Raw genomic sequence first — 16,112 nt, 5'->3', positions numbered from 1 at the left:
CATCGACGGCACCGTCGGCGCCTGAGCCGGTCAGCCCGTCGGCGCTCCCGCCCGGCCGGTCAGCCGTCGGTGCGCAGCGGCAGCCAGGCCAGCACGTCCTGGATCTTCGCGTCCCAGTACGCCCAGTCGTGCGCGCCGGGGGAGAAGTCCACGCTGAGTGCGACGCCCCGCTCGCGGGCCGCCGCGACGAAGGCCAGGTTGTCCTCGTACAGGAAGTCCCCGGTTCCGCAGGCGACGCGCAGCGCGGGCAGGTCGGCGACCGCCGCCCCGCCGAGCAGGGCGAGGACGTCGTCGTCGCTGCCGACGACGGTGCGCTCGCCGAAGGCGGTGTGCCAGACGGCGGCGTCGAGGGGCGCGCTCGGGTCGTGGCGGCGGGCGGCGACGTCGAGCGCGCCGGACAGGCTCGCCGCCGCCGCGAACCGGCCCGGCTCGCGCAGCGCCCACTTCAGCGCCCCGTATCCGCCCATCGACAGCCCGGCGACGAAGGTGTCCTCCCGACGCGCCGAGAGCCGGAAGAAGTCGTGGCACAGCCGGGGCAGCTCCTGCGTGAGGAAGGTCCAGTACCGGTTGCCGTGCTCCTCGTCGGTGTAGAAGCTGCGCCCGACCTGGGGCATCACCACGGCCAGGCCGAGCGGCGCCACGTACCGCTCGATCGAGGTGCGGCGCAGCCAGGTCGTGTCGTCGTCGGACAGGCCGTGCAGCAGGTAGAGCACGGGCGGGTCGCCCTGCCCGGCGCTGCCGGAGATGCCGATCTGCGAGGAGGTGCGCTGCGGCAGGATCACCGTCATCGACGTGCTGAGACCGAGCACCTCGGAGTGGAAGTCGACACGCGTCAGGGCCACGGGCGTCGACCGTAGCGGATGCTCAGGTCCAGTAGAGGACGCGGCAGGCCGGCAGCCGGGCGGCCAGCTCGCGGTCGAACCAGGTGCGCAGCTCGGCCATGGTGTCGCGCGGGTAGACGTACTTCACCGCGCCGAACCTGCCGTGCTTGCGGCTGCGGGCGGACTCGTCCATCTCCAGCCTGGTGCGCGGGTACCAGCCGAGCAGCACCTCCTTGCTGCCCGGGGTGAACCGGTGGGTGATCAGCTCGGCGGTCAGGTCGAGCCCGGGCACCCCGGCGACGGCGCCGGCCACCGCGTCGAGCAGTTCGCCGTAGTGCTCCCGCCAGGCGGGCAGCGGCATGATCGGCGCGACGGTCAGCCCCACGGGGTAGCCGTCGAGGGCGAGTCGGCGCAGCGCCGCCAGCCGGTGCGGCACCGACGCCGTGCCGCCCTCCATCCGTTCGCTGACCGGGCGGCAGTTGACGCTGAACCGGACGCGGGTGCGGCCCGCGTGCGGCAGCCCGACGAACGTGTCGACGTCGGCGTACTTCGTGGTCCAGCGCAACTGCACCGGGGCGTCCCAGTCGGCGAAGTGCTCCACGGCCCGTCGCCAGCTGCCGGTGAGGTGCTCCAGGGCCAGCGGGTCGGTGTAGCAGGACGCCTCGAAGGTGGTGCCCTCGGCGGCCCGCGCGGGGCTGCGGCTGGTCACCGTGCCCCGCCCGGCGTAGTCGGCCAGGCCGGCGAGGATGTCGTCCAGGTCGGCGTACACCCGCGTCACCGGCGGTCCGGACAGCGAGCCGGCCAGGTAGCAGTACTGGCAGTGGGCCGGGCAGCCCTCCGCCAGGTCGAAGCGCCAGTCCGCGCTGGGCGCGATGGGTTGCAGCCTGCGGCGCGACGGCGGGCTGACCACGATCGCCATGGTCGCCTTCGCCCGCGCGTACGTCTCCCGTTCGGTGCCGCCGCGGATGCCGGTGAGGCGGTTGGCGCGCAGCCGCTCCACCTCGATGCCCAGGGCCTCGACCCGGTGGGCGATCCGCCGGCCGTGCGGATGCTCCAGCGCGGCCGGCGTGGCGACCACCCGGCGTGGCGTCCACCGCCGCGCCGGCCGCGCCGCCGGCGCCAGCCCGGCCAGGTCGCGGGTCGGCACGCGCTCGCCGCTGGCGTCGTGCGGCGCGGGCGGTACGTCGACGGCCAGCGGGGCGTCGACGTCCACCGGCTCGGCCTCGGGCCTCATCCGCGCCGGTTACCCGCCCTGCCGGCCGGCAACCCCGGGCGTCAGCCGCGCGTCGGTGCCCCGCCCGGCCCGCGCCCCGCCGCCGGCGCCAGTCGGGCGTCGAGGGCGTCGAGGTCCGGGACGAACCACACGTGGCCGGACCGGTTCGACTCGTGGACGAGGGCGCGCAGGGCCGAGCTGGCGGCGAGGTGCGCGGTGATGTCACCCACGACGACCAGGCGGATGCGGTAGTTGACGAACTTCTGCATGACCTCGCCGGCGAAGCGGGTGCCGAGGGAGAAGAAGGAGGCGTCGAGCCGGCTCGCCGGCACGGCGACCAACTGGGCGCCGAGGAAGGCCGCGCCGATCAGGTCCAGCGCGTCCTGCTCGGTGGTCACGGGCGGGCCGTCCGGGTCGCAGACGAGCACCGGCACCCCGGCCCGTTCCTGGATGACGTCAGGCACCGCCGGCCTCCCCGGTGAACAGGCCGTTGTCGCTGTCGAGCAGGGCGTCGACCAGGCGCAGCAGGTCGGCGGTTGCCGAGGCGCCGCCCAGGATCACGATCTTCATGCGGTTCCGTTCCCCGTCGTGGACGGTCTGGACGCGCAGCGGGTGCGCGGGTTGGTGGTTGGTGTTCGCCGCGGCCAGCACGAGCGTGGCCAGCCGATCGGCCGCGCCCCGGTCGACGCCGTCGATCTGCAGGATGCTCGACACCTCCACGGCCGCGCGGCCGACGGGACGCTCGGGTGCCGGCCGGCCGGTCAGCACGTCGAGGTCGGCGCGGGCGATCCGGTACTGCTTGCCGATCCGTACGGCTCTGAGCCGGCCGGCGCGGATGTAGCCGCGCACGGTGCGCACGTGCAGGCCCAGCCGCTCGGCCACCTGCTCCACCGAATACATGTCCTCACTCATCGTCCCCTAACTTAGTCGTGACGAGGAACGATAGGGAAGTTCTTTTCGCTGCGAATTCGTGCGCGCGGTCCGTCAATACCCGTTGCGGCCACCCGCCGGTCCGCCTACCGTCATCGGCGCAAGGCAACCGAACGACCCAGGGGAGTACGCCGTGTCGCAGCGCGCCCGCACCGACGCCACGTGGTCGACGCCGCGCGGTGGTGCCCCGCTGTCCACGGGCAGACGGGTCCACGGGCGGCGCCGCGCCGGACAGGGCGGGCAGCAGGGGTGGCGGCGCGGCTAGCGCCGACGCGTACGCGCAGCCGCCCACCCCACCGGGGCCGGGCGGCTTTTTCGTCCCCCGGACCCGGGTTCGCCGAACCGGGCCATCCCGGTGACGGCACCGGTCCACCCGTCGCGACGCCCGGCCGGGACGGTCGCGACCAGCCGACGACACGAGGAGACGACGATGAGTTACACCCCGCTCGCGGGTACCCGCGCGCCGGTCCGGGTCTGGACCGACCCGTACGGCATCGAGCCGCAGGCCGCCCAGCAGCTGCGCAACATCGGCGCGCTGCCGTGGGTGCAGGGCGTCGCGGTCATGCCCGACGTGCACTTCGGCAAGGGTGCCACGGTCGGCTCGGTCATCGCGATGCGGCAGGCCGTCTCGCCGGCTGCCGTCGGCGTCGACATCGGCTGCGGCATGTCGGCGGTACGCACCTCGCTGAACGCCACCGACCTCCCCGACGACCTGGCCGGACTGCGCTCGGCGATCGAGGCGACGATTCCGGTCGGCTTCCACCAGCGGGAGAAGCCGGTCGACCCGCGCCGGATCCGTGGGCTGGAGCAGGCCGGCTGGGGCGACTTCTGGCGCCGGTTCGGCGACCTCGACCGGCGGGTGGCGCAGTTGGAGACGCGGGCCCAACGGCAGCTGGGCACGCTCGGCGGCGGCAACCACTTCATCGAGGTCTGCCTGGAGCAGGGCGGCGCCGACGCGGGACGGGTGTGGCTGATGCTGCACTCCGGCTCCCGCAACATCGGCAAGGAGCTGGCGGAGCGGCACATCGCCGTCGCCCGGCGGCTGCCGCACAACACCGACCTGCCCGACCGGGACCTCGCGGTGTTCCTCGCCGGCACGCCGGAGATGGACGCCTACCGCCGGGACCTGTGGTGGGCGCAGGAGTACGCGCGGCGCAACCGGGCCGTCATGCTCGCCCTGCTCTGCCAGGTGGTGCGGGAGCAGTTCCCGCAGGTCAGCTACGACGAGCCGATCAGCTGCCACCACAACTACGTGGCGGAGGAGAGCTACGACGGCGTCGACGTGCTGGTCACCCGCAAGGGGGCGATCCGGGCCGGTCGGGGGGACCTGGGCATCATCCCGGGGTCGATGGGCACCGGCTCGTACGTGGTGCGGGGCAAGGGGAACCCGGACGCGTACTGCTCCGCGTCGCACGGGGCGGGGCGGCGGATGTCGCGGGCGCAGGCGAAGCGGACGTTCAGCACCGCCGACCTGGCCGCGCAGACCGCCGGCGTGGAGTGCCGCAAGGACGCCGGGGTGGTCGACGAGATCCCCGGCGCGTACAAGGACATCACCCAGGTCATGGCACAGCAGGAGGACCTGGTCGAGGTGGTCGCGCACCTCAGGCAGGTGGTCTGTGTGAAGGGATGAACGCCGACCGGCGCCCGGCAGGGGTGGGCGCCGGTCGCGCGTCCCGGCGGCCCACGCGGTGCCGGCAGCGTCCGGTGGGGATCCCCCCGTCCGGGCCGGCGTGCGATCGATACCCGTAGAGTCTCGCCGTGACCGAGATCGACGTGCAGGTCGACCTGTTCCACCCGGCCGACCGGGTGTGGCACGCATTGACGGATCGGGCCCTGCTCGCCCGGTGGTCCACCGAGGTCGAGCCGATGGCCGGCTCGCGCGACCGGCTGCTGCTGTTCACGGCCGGCCTGCCCGGGTTCGACGCCGCCGTCGACGCGGAGGTGACCGACCGGCGGGAGCCGGAGCTGATCGCGTTGCGGTGCCTCGAGGGCGGCCGGCGCAGCCGGCTGACCTGTGCCCTCGCCCCCACCGCCGAGGGCTGTCGGCTGTCGCTGCGCGAGGTGCTGGAGCACGGCGCCTGGCCCGACGAGCAACGCGCGGGCCGCGAGGAGTCCTACCGGCAGGCACTGACGGGTCGGCTGCCGGCCATCCTCGACTGGCTGGCCTTCCGGCAGGTCGACCTGCGCCGGGGCGAGGTCGGGACGACCGCCGAGATGCCGCGGGCCGAGGGGATCGACGACGAGCCGGAACCGGTCCGCCGTCGCCGCTGGCCCCTGCTGGTCGCGGGGGTGGCCGGCGTCGTGCTGGTCGCCGGGGCGGCGGGGTGGGCGGTCCTGCCCGCCGCGCCGGAGCCGGTCGCCGCGCCGGGCCCGGCACCGTCGCCGACCGTCACGGCCACCCCGAGTCGTACGCCGCCGCCGACCCCCTCCGCCCGGCCCACGCGCAGCGCCACGCCGACCCCGTCCCGCCCGAGCCGTACGCCGTCGGCGACACCCTCGGCCACCCCGTCGCGTACACCCAGTTCGGTCCCGCCGTCGGCGCCCGCCCTGACCGCCCGCTACGAGACCGTGTCCACGCGGCTGCTCGGCTACAGCGGCGAGGTGGTCGTCGACAATCCCGGCGGCGCGACGGTGAACGGCTGGAAGGTGGTGGTGACCCTGGCCGAGGGCGGCACGCTCACCGACGTCAGCGGAGCCGACTGGCGGCAGCAGGGGCAGGTCGTCACCTTCACCGGACCGTCCGTGCCGGCCGGTCGCTCCCGGACGTTCACCTTCGCCGTCCGCGACGTCGACCCGCTCACCCGGGCACCCGAGGACTGCGCGCTGGGCGACGCCCCCTGCGCGGGCCTCTGACGTCGGCCCGCCTGGGCGTGGCGCTCGCCGCGGTGGTGGCGCTCCGTCGGCCGACGAGGTGCCGGTATGACGATTCCGTTATGCCGCATATCGGCGACCCTCGCTCTAGCATTCACGTACATCGATGACCGGCGGTGGCACGCCGCCGGACAACTCAGGGAGTGCGTGTATGTTCCGACGACAACTGCTGCACGCGGCGACCGCCGCGCTGGCGGCGGTGCTGGCCGCAACCGGAATGCAGGTTGCCACCGACACGAGCGCGTCCGCCGCCGACCCGGGCGTGTCCGCCGCCCGGACCGTCTACTACGACGCGAGCCGCGCCGGCGAGTTCCGCACCAACTTCGACCAGGCCGCGGCCATCTGGAACAGCCAGGTCAGCAACGTCCGGCTGGTCGCCCGTACGCCGGGCAACGTCACCATCTACGTCGACAGCGGCTGGCCGCGCGCCCAGGTCAGCGGGCTCGGCTCCGGCCGGGTCTGGATGGGCTGGACCGCCGTCAACCAGGGCTACGACCGCACGCGCATCGCCACCCACGAGATCGGCCACATCCTCGGCCTGCCCGACCGGCGTACCGGGCTCTGCTCCGACCTGATGTCCGGCAGCAGCGCCCCGGTCTCCTGCCGCAACGCGTACCCGAGCGCCGCCGAGGCGTCGCGGGTGAACCAGCTCTTCGCCGGCGGTTTCGCCGCGTCGGAGGTGCCCACCGGCACGTTCACGTGGAACGACACCGACGACATCTCGCCGCAGGTGGTCAACGGCCGGCCGGCGAGTGAGAACTACCCGTGGATGGTGTACGTCTCCGGCTGCACCGGCACGCTGATCAAGGCCAACTGGGCGGTCACCGCCAAGCACTGCGGCACGCCCTCCTCGGTGCGGGTCGGCAGCGTCAACCGCACCAGCGGCGGCACCGTGGTCCGGGTGATCCGCGCGGTCAACCACCCCAGCGTCGACGTGAAGCTGCTGCAGCTCGCCAGCTCGGTCGGCTACGCCCCCGCGCCGATCCCCAGCACCTCCGGCGCGGTCGGCACCGCGACCCGGATCATCGGCTGGGGTCAGACCTGCGCCCCCCGGGGTTGCGGCAGCGCCCCGACGATCGCGCACGAGCTGGACACCTCCATCGTGTCGGACAGCCGGTGCCTCGGCATCAACGGCCCGTACGAGATCTGCACCAACAACACCAACGGCAACGCGGGCGCCTGCTACGGCGACTCGGGCGGCCCGCAGGTGCGCCGGATCAACGGGGCGTGGGCCCTGATCGGCGCCACCAGCCGGGCTGGCAACAACAACTCCACCTGCGCCACCGGCCCGTCCATCTACGTGGACCTGCCGTCCATCCGTACCTGGATCAACACCCAGGTCGGCGGCCTGCCGGCCTGACCCGTCCGGGGGACGGGGGACGCCGCGTGCGGCGTCCCCCGTCCTTCGTCGGGCGGGCGTACCGTCGGGGCGTCACGCGGCGAGCACCCGGAGTGCGGTACGGTGCCTGCACATCGATCCCTTCCGAGGTGAACCATGCCTGTCGTGGCCGCGCTCGCCCTTACTCTGGCGCTCGCCCCCGCGCCCACGCCGTCGGCCTCGGGCGGGCCGGTCGGCGACCTGCTCGGCGGCGTCGGGCGGGTCGTCGACGACCTGCTTCCGAGGGAGGGCCGAGCGACGCCGAGTGCCTCGCCGAAGCCGGTCCCGTCCGGCTCGGCGGCCCCGTCCGACCCGTCAGCGGCGCCGGCCGCGCCAGTTGCGCCGGCCGCGACCGGGTCGACGACCGCGTCCGTTCCGGCGCCCGGCCCGGCCCGGACCGGCGCGGATCCGGGCGAGCGGAAGGCGGCGGTGCCGGCCCCCGGTGGACGGACGTCCGGCCCGGACGCTCCTTCACCGGTCGGGGCCGCCCCACCGCTGGACGGCGACGGGGGAACGGAGCGGTGGCTGGCCTACGGCCTGGCGGCAGTGGCCGTGGCGGTGCCGGTGCTGCTCGTCGTGCGGCGGCGTCGGTCCGCCGTCACGGCTGCCGGCTCGACCGGCCCGTCGACCCCGTTGCCTCCGTCGACCCTGTCGCCTCCGTCGACCTCGTTGCCTCCGTCGACCCCGTCGCCTCCGTCGTCTCCGACGCCCGACCCGGACGAGGAACCCCTGGTCGACAACGTGACCCACCTGCCGACGAACCTTAACGCCATCTATGAACTGGGCCGGCTCGACGAGCGGATGAGCCAGGAGCGCGACCGCCGGCCCTGACGGTGACCACCGATCCCGGGTCATCGGCGTCGCGCCCTGCCGACCTCGCGGCCCGCTACGCGGCCTGTCTTCGCCGGGCCGGTCGCCGAACCCGGCGACGCGACGCACGGCAGGGGCCGGCCCTTTGCGGGCCGGCCCCTGCCGTTGATCCGTGCGGGGGGGTCAGGCGGCGTAGCCGCGGGTGGCGATCCAGTCGGCCAGGGCCTCGGTGGTCATCCAGTAGGAGGCCTGGGCCGGGTCGGCGGAGTCGGCGATCTTCACGGTATGACCGTCGTCGCGGTAGCCGACGACGCTGACGTAGTGGCCGCCCTCGAAGGAGTGGACGCCGCCGTCGGTGTCGGTGGCGGTGCCGGCGATGTTGGCGACCACGGCGTGGCCTTCGTCGATGGCGGTGACGATGTCGGCGCGCAGCTTGTCGGTCTGGGTGTCGTCGGCGGCGGGGTCGCGGATCTCGACGGACTGGTAGGCGTCGCGGCCGGTTTCCTTGTTGAGCACGGGGGTGATGTCGTTGATGGAGTTGGTGCCGGCTTCGGTGGTGCCCATGAGCTTGGCCATGGCGTCGACGTCGATGTTCTTGCCCTGGACGCTGAGGGCGTTGCGGGCGGCGGCGGGGCCGCAGTAGTAGAAGTTGGGCTGGGCTTCGTAGCGCACGCCGAGCTCACGCTCGCCGCCCTTGCGGTCCTGAGCGACCGTGACGGCCGGGCTCTGGGTGGGGGAGGCGACGGCGGCCGTGACGGGGCCGGCGATGGCGCCGCCGGTGAAGGCGAGCCCGGCGGCGGTCAGGGCGGTCCTACGGATCAGATCGGTACGCATGTGGGGGCACCTTTCGATCGGGAGACGCGGCGCACCACGAAGGGGGTAGGTGCGCCACGGGCAAGGGAAAGGTCACGCGAACTGGGGTACGCCCTGATTTCATGGGGCGCGTCCCGGGGGGTGTAACCGGCCGGGCGGGCCACGCATTCCGGCGGCCACCGCTCCAGCCCATCCGTGTCGGGGGGTGTAACGACGCGGGGCGGGCCGGCATTCCGGCCGCCGGCCGGCCGAGTTTCACGCGCTCACGATGGGTACAACGACCCGGGCCCCCGACCTGTGCCCGCCGGGCCGGTGGCGACCGCCACCCACCCCGCCCACGAACCGGACGCCGGCACCGGGCCAGCCCATAACGGGCACCCGGCACCGGACGATCGCCCCGAGCGGGCCGCACCGCCCCGGGTAGTGGGCGGACACCTTCGGACAGGACACCGCGGGTGCCATGCCGCGACGGTGTCGCGCGGGGCCGTAGCCGCCCACCTGCATCGGGGCGTGTCGTCGGGGCCGGTTCAGGCAGTGGGCGTGAGGTGGCGTTCGATGGTGACGGTGGTGCCCTCGGCGGTCGACACCATCCGCACGTCGGCGTACGCGTTCATCAGCGTGGCACCGCGTCCCCGGTCCATGGCGGGGCGGCGGTCCCGCCAGGTGCCGAAGTCCCGCACCGAGATCCGGACCGTGCCGCCGGCAACCCGCAGTCGCACCCGCACCTCCGGCCGGCCGGGGCGCTGCGCGTGCTCCACGGCGTTGTTGACCGCCTCGGAGGCGGCCAGCAGCAGATCCTGCACGATGTCCGGGTCGACGTCCATGGCCTCCAACGAGGCGCGCACGTCCTGCCGCATGCTCGAGGCGGAGGTGGGCTTCGACGGGTACGTCCACCCGACGTCCAGCACCGTCGGGTGCGCGCCGTCCTCGCCGTCGGGGGTGCGCGGCCCGTCCTCGCCGTCGGGGGTGCGCGGCCCGTCCTCGCCGTCGGGGGTGCGCGGCCCGTCCCCGGCGGTGGTGGCGTCCGGCGCGGCCGGCCGGGGCAGCACGGTCGCCCGGGACGGGTCGGCCGACGCCCGCAGCACGGCGGCCGGTACACCGCCTCCGTCCCCGGGCACCGGCAACGTCCCCGTGTCGAGCGAGCCGTTCCGGCCCCGTCTCGCGGACGGCGAGCCGTCCCCGGGGCCGCTGTCCGCGCGGGAGGCGGCGTCCGCCGGGCCGGTCGAGGTCCCGCCGCCGCGCGTGGCGTCGGCCGGGTCGTCCGGGCCGGCCGCGCCGCCGACCGGGCGCCGTCCCCGGACGCGGGCGCCGTGCAGGGTCGCCCTGATCCGGGCGACGAGTTCGCCCGCCGCGAAGGGCTTCACCACGTAGTCGTCGGCGCCCAGGTCGAGCCCCTCCACGCTGGCGTCCCCGCCGGCGCGCGCGGAGAGCACCACCACCGGCAGCCCCCGGGTGTCGGCGTGCTGGCGCAGCCGGCGGACCAGTTCGAAGCCGTCGACCTCGGGCATCATCACGTCGGTGAGCACCAGGTCGGGCTGTTCCCGGCGGATCGCCTCCAGCGCCTGCCGCCCGTCACCGACGGTCTCCACCCGCCAGCCCTGCTCGCCCAGCAACCGGGCCAGGTACACGCGCATGTCGGCGTTGTCGTCGGCGACCAGGATCCGCGCGTGCCGCAGCGCGTCCGCCGCGCCGTACGCCGGCACCGGCGACCCGACGGGCGCGGACGCACCCGCCCGCGTCGGGTCGGCCAGCCAGCCGATCGACTCCTGGGCGGCGGCCCGGGCCGCGTTCCCGACCCCGCCCAGGTCCGCGGCCGGCCCGGCGGTTGGCCCCGCTGCGGACCAGGGCAGCGCCACGGTGAACGTCGTGCCCGTGCCGATCCGGCTCTCCACCCGCACGTCGCCGCCCTCCAGGCGGGCCAGCTCGCGGACCAGGGCGAGCCCGATGCCGGTGCCCTCGTGACTGCGCGAGCGGGCGTTGCGCACCCGGTGGAAGCGTTCGAAGAGCCGCGGCAGTTCCTCCTCGGCGATGCCGATTCCCGTGTCGGCGACGGTGAGCCGGACCTCCTCGTCGTCGGCGGTGAGCGCGACCCGGATCCGGCCGACGAAGGTGTACTTCAGGGCGTTGGACAGCAGGTTGGTGACGATGCGTTCCCAGTTGACCGGGTCGACGCGGACCGGGCGGGGCAGCGGCGGGCAGTCGACCTCCAGGCGCAGCCCGGCGCGCTCGACAGCGGCCCGGAAGACGCTGGACAACTCGGTGGTCAGCCCGCCCAGGTCGACCTCGCGGGCCTGGCTGCGGGCCTGCCCGGCCTCCAGGCTGGAGAAGGTGAGCAGACTGTTGACCAGGGTGAGCAGCCGGGTGGCGTTGCGCCAGGCGGTGTCGACCCGTTCCCGCTGCCCGGCCGGCAGGGGATGCTCGTTGTCGTTGAGGGCGTCGGCCAGCGGGCCGAGCATCAGCGTCAGCGGGGTCCGGAACTCGTGGCTGACGTTGGTGAAGAAGCCGGTCTTGACCCGGTCCAGCTCGGCGAGCGCCTCGGCCCGCCGGCGCTCCTCCTCGTACGCCTGCGCGTTGCGCACGGCGACGGCCACCTGCTGGGCGAGCAGCGCGTGGAACGACCGGTACGCCTCGTCCAGCCCCCGGCTCGGGCTGACCCCGACCAGCAGGACCCCGAGCGGCTGGCCCGCGTCGGCCGAGGGCAGCGGCAGGGCGAGGGCGGTGCCGACCGGGTCGCCCCACGGCCCGGCGGGCAGGGTGAGCCGCCGGTCGACGTCGGCCACCTCGGTCGTCGTGCCGGCGGCGGCGGCCGCCAGCCCCCACTCGTGCTCCTGGCCCGCGACCAGCGTGGCGGGCAGGGCGGCGGTCACCGCCTCTCCGCCGACGCACGCGGCCCGGCGCAGCAGCGCGTCGTCGCGCAGGTAGATCGCGGCGAACGGAACGTCCAACGGGTGCCCGCCGACGGCCTCGGCGAGCCGGGCGCAGGTGCTCCCGACGTCGACGGTCCGCCCGTCGCCACCCACGGACAGGTCGCGCAGCAGGCGCAGCCGGCGCTCGCCGACGACCTGTTCGGTGACCTCGCTGCACACGGTGAGCACCCCCACCGTGCGTCCCTCGTCGTCGCGGGCGGGGGCGTGCGAGACGCTGAAGTACGCCTCCTCGCGGTAGCCCGCCCGGTCGAGCAGCAGTTGCAGGGCCGGTACCCAGCTGGCGACCCCGGTCGTCTTCGCCTCGTCGATCAGCGGGGCCAGCACGTCCCAGCCCTCGGCCAGGGTGACCCGCACGTCGCCGCCGAGCGCCTCGGGATGCTTGTCGCCGATCAGCGCGGAGTACGCGTCGTTGTAGAGCTGGGTGAAGTGCTCACCCCACAGCAGCAGCATCGGGTAGCGGGAGGAGAGGACCATCCGGACGGCGGCGCGCAGGCTCTGCGGCCAGCCGTCGACCGGGCCGAGCGGGGTGGCGGCCCAGTCCAGGCGCGCCATCAGCCGCCCGGTCTCACCGCCGTCGGCGAACAGGTCCCCCGTGGGTCGCGTCACCCTCGGTCGCACCTCATCGCAGCCCTCACTCCCGGGCCCCGACGACCCTTGCTGGCGTTACCCCACACATCCTGGCACCCGGCTTCGGTGGCACCCCTGTCGGCACCCCAGCGGGTCTCTGTACCCAGGCGCCCGCGATCCCACACCTACCCGTCGCGAAACCGGGGAGATCATCGGCGCGGGCGCCGCCGGTCAGTCGCGGCCGGCCGCCCGGCGGCGCAACAACCCGACCGCCTCGTCGACCAGACCGTGTTCGGTGAGCAGCGTCAGCAGCAGCGGAAGGTGCCGCCACCCGCCGGCGTCCACCGCCTGCCGCAGCAGGTCGATCGCCTCCTCGTGCCGGCCCCGGGCGGCCAGCAGGGCGGCCAGTTCGTCGCGGGCGCGCGGTTCACCCTGCTCGGCGGCGATCCGCCAGTACCGTTCGGCCTCGTCGGCGCGGCCCTGCTCGGCACGCAGCGCGGCGAGCCGGGCGGCGGCGTGCCAGTCGCCGTGCTCGGCGCGCAGGCGTAGTTCCTCCGTGCGTCCCCGGTCCGCCAGCAGGTCGACCAGGACGCTGCCCGCCCCGTTCGCGCCGGCCCGATCCAGGTCGCGCAGGTAGCCGGTCGGGTCGGGCACCGCCACCAGACCGGTGGATTCCGGACCGAAGAAGCGGCTGCCGCCGAACTCGCGCCGGAGCTGGTCGTCGAGGTCGTCCGCCAGCGCGATCATGGCCCGTAGGGCCAGCAGCAGGTGGGTGGGCGCGAAATCCTGCCCGAAGACGGGTACGGACGCCCAGACGGTGTCCCCGGTGCAGTAGACGCGACCGACCACGAGCCCGTTGGTGAGGTCGGAGAGGCGCCGGTACAGCGACTCGGTCGGGTCCACGCCGGTGAGCAGCGGCGAGAAGACGTCGACCAGCGGCGGGTCGTCCTGTGCCCGTACGAAGATCATGGCCGAGCCGGCGCGGATGCCGACGTCGCCGTCGGCGTCGACCCGCAACTGGTCGGTGGTGACGCCCAGGAGACCGGCGAGCACGGCCCTGACCCGATGGGTCAGCTTCCCGTCACCGTCGTCCCCCGGGTCGGGCTCAGGGAGGGGTCCGACGGCGCGGGCGGCCACCGGACGTGCGGCCAGCGCGGCGGCGAGCCTCGTCCGGGCCGGTACGGGAACGGTCGTGGCGGTGGTGGCCGGACGGGCGGCGAGCGCGGAGACGAACCGGGCCAGCAGGCTCTCACGCGGCGTCATCGTGCTCGCCGCTCGTGCCGCTCGTGCCGCTCGTGCCGTCCCGACCCGGGTCGGCCGGGTGGTCCGCCACCCGCACCTGGTCGAACATCTTGGCGATCACCAGCGGCGCGGCGACGCCGAAGGTGAAACTGGCGAACGCCGTGGTGGCCAGGCCACCCGCCCCGGCCGCCGCGGCGAGGCCGGTGCCGGCCACGGTCCTGAGCAGCACCGCGAACACGACGATCGGGGCGTCCCGCCGGTCCCGCCACGGCCACTGCCACCGTCCGGCCGACCCACTGGTCGGGCGCATCATCCCGGAGAGGTTCAGCGCCTCGGCCACCGCGCTGCCGACCAGTCCCCACATCGCGGCCATCCATAGAGACACATCCCCACCGTACTGACCGCCCGCCCCGGCGGTCGCACCAGCCCTCGGCCCGTCCCGGCGGCCACGTCGACGCCGCCTTCGACCGTAGGACGCGGGGGCAACGCGACGCGCCCGACGCCGTGTGGTCCCGCCCTCTCGCCGTCGGCGACGGCTCGTATCCTTTCCGCGAACCTTCGGTGGGCTTTCGAGAATGAAAGGACACGGTGTGAGCAACCGGGCCGAGACGATGGAGTTCCAGGCCGAGGCGCGTCAGCTGCTCCAGCTGATGGTCCACTCGATCTACTCGAACAAGGACGTCTTCCTGCGTGAACTGATCTCGAACGCCTCGGACGCGCTGGACAAGCTGCGCCTGGCGTCGATGGTCGACAAGGATCTGGAGGTCGACACCTCCGACCTGCACATCGAGATCGAGGTCGACAAGGATGCGCGCACGCTGACCGTCCGGGACAACGGCATCGGCATGTCCCGCGACGAGGTCGTCCAGGTGATCGGCACGATCGCCAAGTCCGGGACGGCCGAGCTGCTGGGCAAGCTGCGCGAGTCCGCCGACGCCGGGGCACGGCAGGAGCTGATCGGCCAGTTCGGCGTGGGCTTCTACGCGGCGTTCATGGTCGCCGACCGGGTGGAGCTGGTGACCCGCCGGGCGGGGGAGGACGGCGGCACCCGCTGGGAGTCGGCCGGCGAGGGCACGTACTCCGTCGAGCCGGTCGGGCAGGTGCCGCAGGGCACCTCGGTGACCCTGCACCTCAAGCCGGCCGACGACGAGGACAACCTGCACGACTACACCGCCGAGTGGACGATCCGGGAGATCGTCAAGCGATACTCGGACTTCATCGCCTGGCCGATCCGGATGACCGTCGAGCGCCCCGGCGAGGGCGACCAGACCAGCACCGAGACCCAGACGCTCAACTCGATGAAGGCGCTCTGGGCCCGCTCGCGTGACGAGGTCGACGAGGCCGAGTACAAGGAGTTCTACAAGCACGTCAGCCACGACTGGGCCGACCCGCTGGACATCGTGCACATGAGGGGGGAGGGCACCTTCGAGTACGAGGCCCTGCTGTTCATCCCGTCGCACGCGCCGCTGGACCTGTTCGCCCCGCAGGGCCGCCGCGGCGTGCAGCTCTACGTCAAGCGCGTCTTCATCATGGACGACTGCGAAGCGCTCATGCCGAACTACCTGCGCTTCGTCAAGGGCGTCGTGGACGCGCACGACCTGTCGCTGAACATCTCCCGGGAGATCCTCCAGCAGGACCGGCAGATCCAGGTCGTCCGCCGCCGACTGGTCAAGAAGATCCTGGCCACCGTCAAGGACATGAAGGCCAACCACGCCGAGCGCTACCGCACCTTCTGGACCGAGTTCGGGTCCGCGGTCAAGGAGGGCCTGATCGACGACACGGAGAACCGGGACACCCTCCTGGAGATCCTCTCGGTCGCCTCCACCCACGACCCGGCCGAGCCCACCGACCTCGCCGGCTACGTGGGCCGGATGAAGGACGGGCAGAGCGACATCTACTACGCCACCGGCGACTCGCGCACGATGATCGAGAACTCGCCGCACATGGAGGCGTTCCGCGCCAAGGGCTACGAGGTGCTACTGCTCACCGACCCGGTCGACGAGGTGTGGATCGAGCGGGTCGGCCAGTACGACGGCAGGACGCTGCGCTCCATCGCCAAGGGCCAGGTGGACCTGGACACCGAGGAGGAGAAGAAGGAGGCCGAGGCCGAGCGCGAGCAGCAGCGCCAGGACTTCGCCGACCTGCTCACCTGGATGGGCGCCACGCTCGCCGACTCCGTGAAGGAGGTGCGCCTCTCCTCCCGGCTGACCACCTCGCCCGCCTGCGTCGTCGGCGACGCCCACGACATCACCCCGACCCTGGAGAAGATGTACCGGGCGATGGGGCACGAGGTGCCGGCGGTCAAGCGGATCCTGGAGCTCAACCCCGGGCACCCGCTGGTGACCGGCCTGCGCAAGGCGCACGAGCAGGGCGGCACCGAGGAGTCGCTCAAGGAGACCGCCGAACTGCTCTACGGTCTGGCGCTGCTCGCCGAGGGCGGGGAGCTGACCGATCCGTCCCGGTTCACCCGCATCCTCGCCGACCGCCTCGCCCGTACCCTCTAGCACCGCCCCGGGCCGGCCGGCGCAGCGTCGCCGGCC

Annotated in this window: 13 protein-coding genes; 5 read left to right on the top strand and 8 right to left on the bottom strand. The window is 73.9% G+C overall.

What is annotated here, in order from left to right; translation table 11 throughout:
* Positions 1-59 precede the first annotated feature (59 nt).
* Genes KBX06_RS13945 through KBX06_RS13930 form a run of 4 tightly spaced genes read right to left on the bottom strand, consistent with a single transcriptional unit; the run spans position 60 to position 2,946 of the window.
* Positions 60-842, bottom strand: coding sequence for an alpha/beta hydrolase family protein (locus tag KBX06_RS13945; protein WP_210834946.1), 783 nt, complete (start codon positions 840-842; stop codon positions 60-62).
* Between the two features lie 22 nt (positions 843-864).
* Positions 865-2,055 carry a spore photoproduct lyase family protein gene (locus KBX06_RS13940; protein ID WP_210834945.1) on the bottom strand — a complete coding sequence of 397 codons (1,191 nt, stop codon included), beginning with the start codon at positions 2,053-2,055 and terminating at the stop codon, positions 865-867.
* Between the two features lie 41 nt (positions 2,056-2,096).
* The gene (locus tag KBX06_RS13935; protein ID WP_210834944.1) at positions 2,097-2,498 is read right to left on the bottom strand and encodes a DUF4180 domain-containing protein; all 402 of its coding nucleotides are present in this window, start codon (positions 2,496-2,498) and stop codon (positions 2,097-2,099) included.
* A complete protein-coding gene (locus KBX06_RS13930) occupies positions 2,491-2,946 on the bottom strand; it encodes a helix-turn-helix domain-containing protein (RefSeq protein ID WP_247685880.1) in 456 nt (151 codons plus the stop codon). Before KBX06_RS13930 ends, KBX06_RS13935 begins: the two co-directional genes overlap by 8 nt.
* A 448-nt stretch (positions 2,947-3,394) precedes the next feature.
* On the opposite strand from KBX06_RS13930, the gene KBX06_RS13925 reads away from it, so the two are divergent.
* From KBX06_RS13925 to KBX06_RS13910, 4 genes are all read left to right on the top strand, one after another.
* Positions 3,395-4,594, top strand: a complete 1,200-nt coding sequence (locus tag KBX06_RS13925; RefSeq protein ID WP_210834943.1) for an RtcB family protein — start codon at positions 3,395-3,397, stop codon at positions 4,592-4,594.
* Positions 4,595-4,722: 128 nt separating this feature from the next.
* Entirely contained in the window at positions 4,723-5,817 is a 1,095-nt protein-coding gene (locus KBX06_RS28465) for an SRPBCC domain-containing protein (protein WP_210834942.1), read from the top strand.
* A gap of 124 nt (positions 5,818-5,941) precedes the next feature.
* The gene (locus KBX06_RS13915; RefSeq protein ID WP_374225634.1) at positions 5,942-7,195 is read left to right on the top strand and encodes a snapalysin family zinc-dependent metalloprotease; all 1,254 of its coding nucleotides are present in this window, start codon (positions 5,942-5,944) and stop codon (positions 7,193-7,195) included.
* 135 nt (positions 7,196-7,330) lie between these two features.
* On the top strand, positions 7,331-8,044 hold the full coding sequence (locus KBX06_RS13910; protein WP_210834940.1) for a hypothetical protein: 714 nt from the start codon (positions 7,331-7,333) through the stop codon (positions 8,042-8,044).
* A gap of 162 nt (positions 8,045-8,206) precedes the next feature.
* On the opposite strand, the gene KBX06_RS13905 is transcribed toward KBX06_RS13910, so the two are convergent.
* The 4 genes from KBX06_RS13905 to KBX06_RS13890 form a co-directional block, all read right to left on the bottom strand.
* Positions 8,207-8,857, bottom strand: coding sequence for a C39 family peptidase (locus tag KBX06_RS13905; protein WP_210834939.1), 651 nt, complete (start codon positions 8,855-8,857; stop codon positions 8,207-8,209).
* A gap of 506 nt (positions 8,858-9,363) precedes the next feature.
* A complete protein-coding gene (locus tag KBX06_RS13900; RefSeq protein WP_307854622.1) occupies positions 9,364-12,369 on the bottom strand; it encodes an ATP-binding protein in 3,006 nt (1,001 codons plus the stop codon).
* A 192-nt stretch (positions 12,370-12,561) separates the two neighbouring features.
* Positions 12,562-13,593: a tetratricopeptide repeat protein gene (locus KBX06_RS28705; protein ID WP_210834938.1), complete on the bottom strand. Its 1,032-nt coding sequence runs from the start codon at positions 13,591-13,593 to the stop codon at positions 12,562-12,564.
* Positions 13,580-13,957, bottom strand: a complete 378-nt coding sequence (locus tag KBX06_RS13890) for a hypothetical protein (protein WP_210834937.1) — start codon at positions 13,955-13,957, stop codon at positions 13,580-13,582. The genes KBX06_RS28705 and KBX06_RS13890 overlap by 14 nt, the downstream gene beginning before the upstream one ends.
* A gap of 226 nt (positions 13,958-14,183) precedes the next feature.
* On the opposite strand from KBX06_RS13890, the gene htpG reads away from it, so the two are divergent.
* Entirely contained in the window at positions 14,184-16,076 is a 1,893-nt protein-coding gene (htpG, locus tag KBX06_RS13885; protein ID WP_247685890.1) for a molecular chaperone HtpG, read from the top strand.
* Positions 16,077-16,112 lie beyond the last annotated feature (36 nt).

It is taken from the genome of Micromonospora sp. C31, assembly GCF_018070575.1.
GTDB lineage: Bacteria > Actinomycetota > Actinomycetes > Mycobacteriales > Micromonosporaceae > Micromonospora.
This window is presented reverse-complemented; position numbering and strand designations above follow the sequence as displayed.

What these genes read in the sequence shown, in the direction of transcription:
- KBX06_RS13940 (WP_210834945.1), bottom strand. Translation starts at nt 2,055, where the DNA reads ATGAGGCCCGAGGCCGAGCCGGTGGACGTCGACGCCCCGCTGGCCGTC.
- KBX06_RS13930 (WP_247685880.1), bottom strand. Translation starts at nt 2,946, where the DNA reads ATGAGTGAGGACATGTATTCGGTGGAGCAGGTGGCCGAGCGGCTGGGC.
- KBX06_RS13925 (WP_210834943.1), top strand. Translation starts at nt 3,395, where the DNA reads ATGAGTTACACCCCGCTCGCGGGTACCCGCGCGCCGGTCCGGGTCTGG.
- KBX06_RS13915 (WP_374225634.1), top strand. Translation starts at nt 5,942, where the DNA reads ATGACCGGCGGTGGCACGCCGCCGGACAACTCAGGGAGTGCGTGTATG.
- KBX06_RS13910 (WP_210834940.1), top strand. Translation starts at nt 7,331, where the DNA reads ATGCCTGTCGTGGCCGCGCTCGCCCTTACTCTGGCGCTCGCCCCCGCG.
- KBX06_RS13905 (WP_210834939.1), bottom strand. Translation starts at nt 8,857, where the DNA reads ATGCGTACCGATCTGATCCGTAGGACCGCCCTGACCGCCGCCGGGCTC.
- KBX06_RS28705 (WP_210834938.1), bottom strand. Translation starts at nt 13,593, where the DNA reads ATGACGCCGCGTGAGAGCCTGCTGGCCCGGTTCGTCTCCGCGCTCGCC.
- htpG (WP_247685890.1), top strand. Translation starts at nt 14,184, where the DNA reads ATGGAGTTCCAGGCCGAGGCGCGTCAGCTGCTCCAGCTGATGGTCCAC.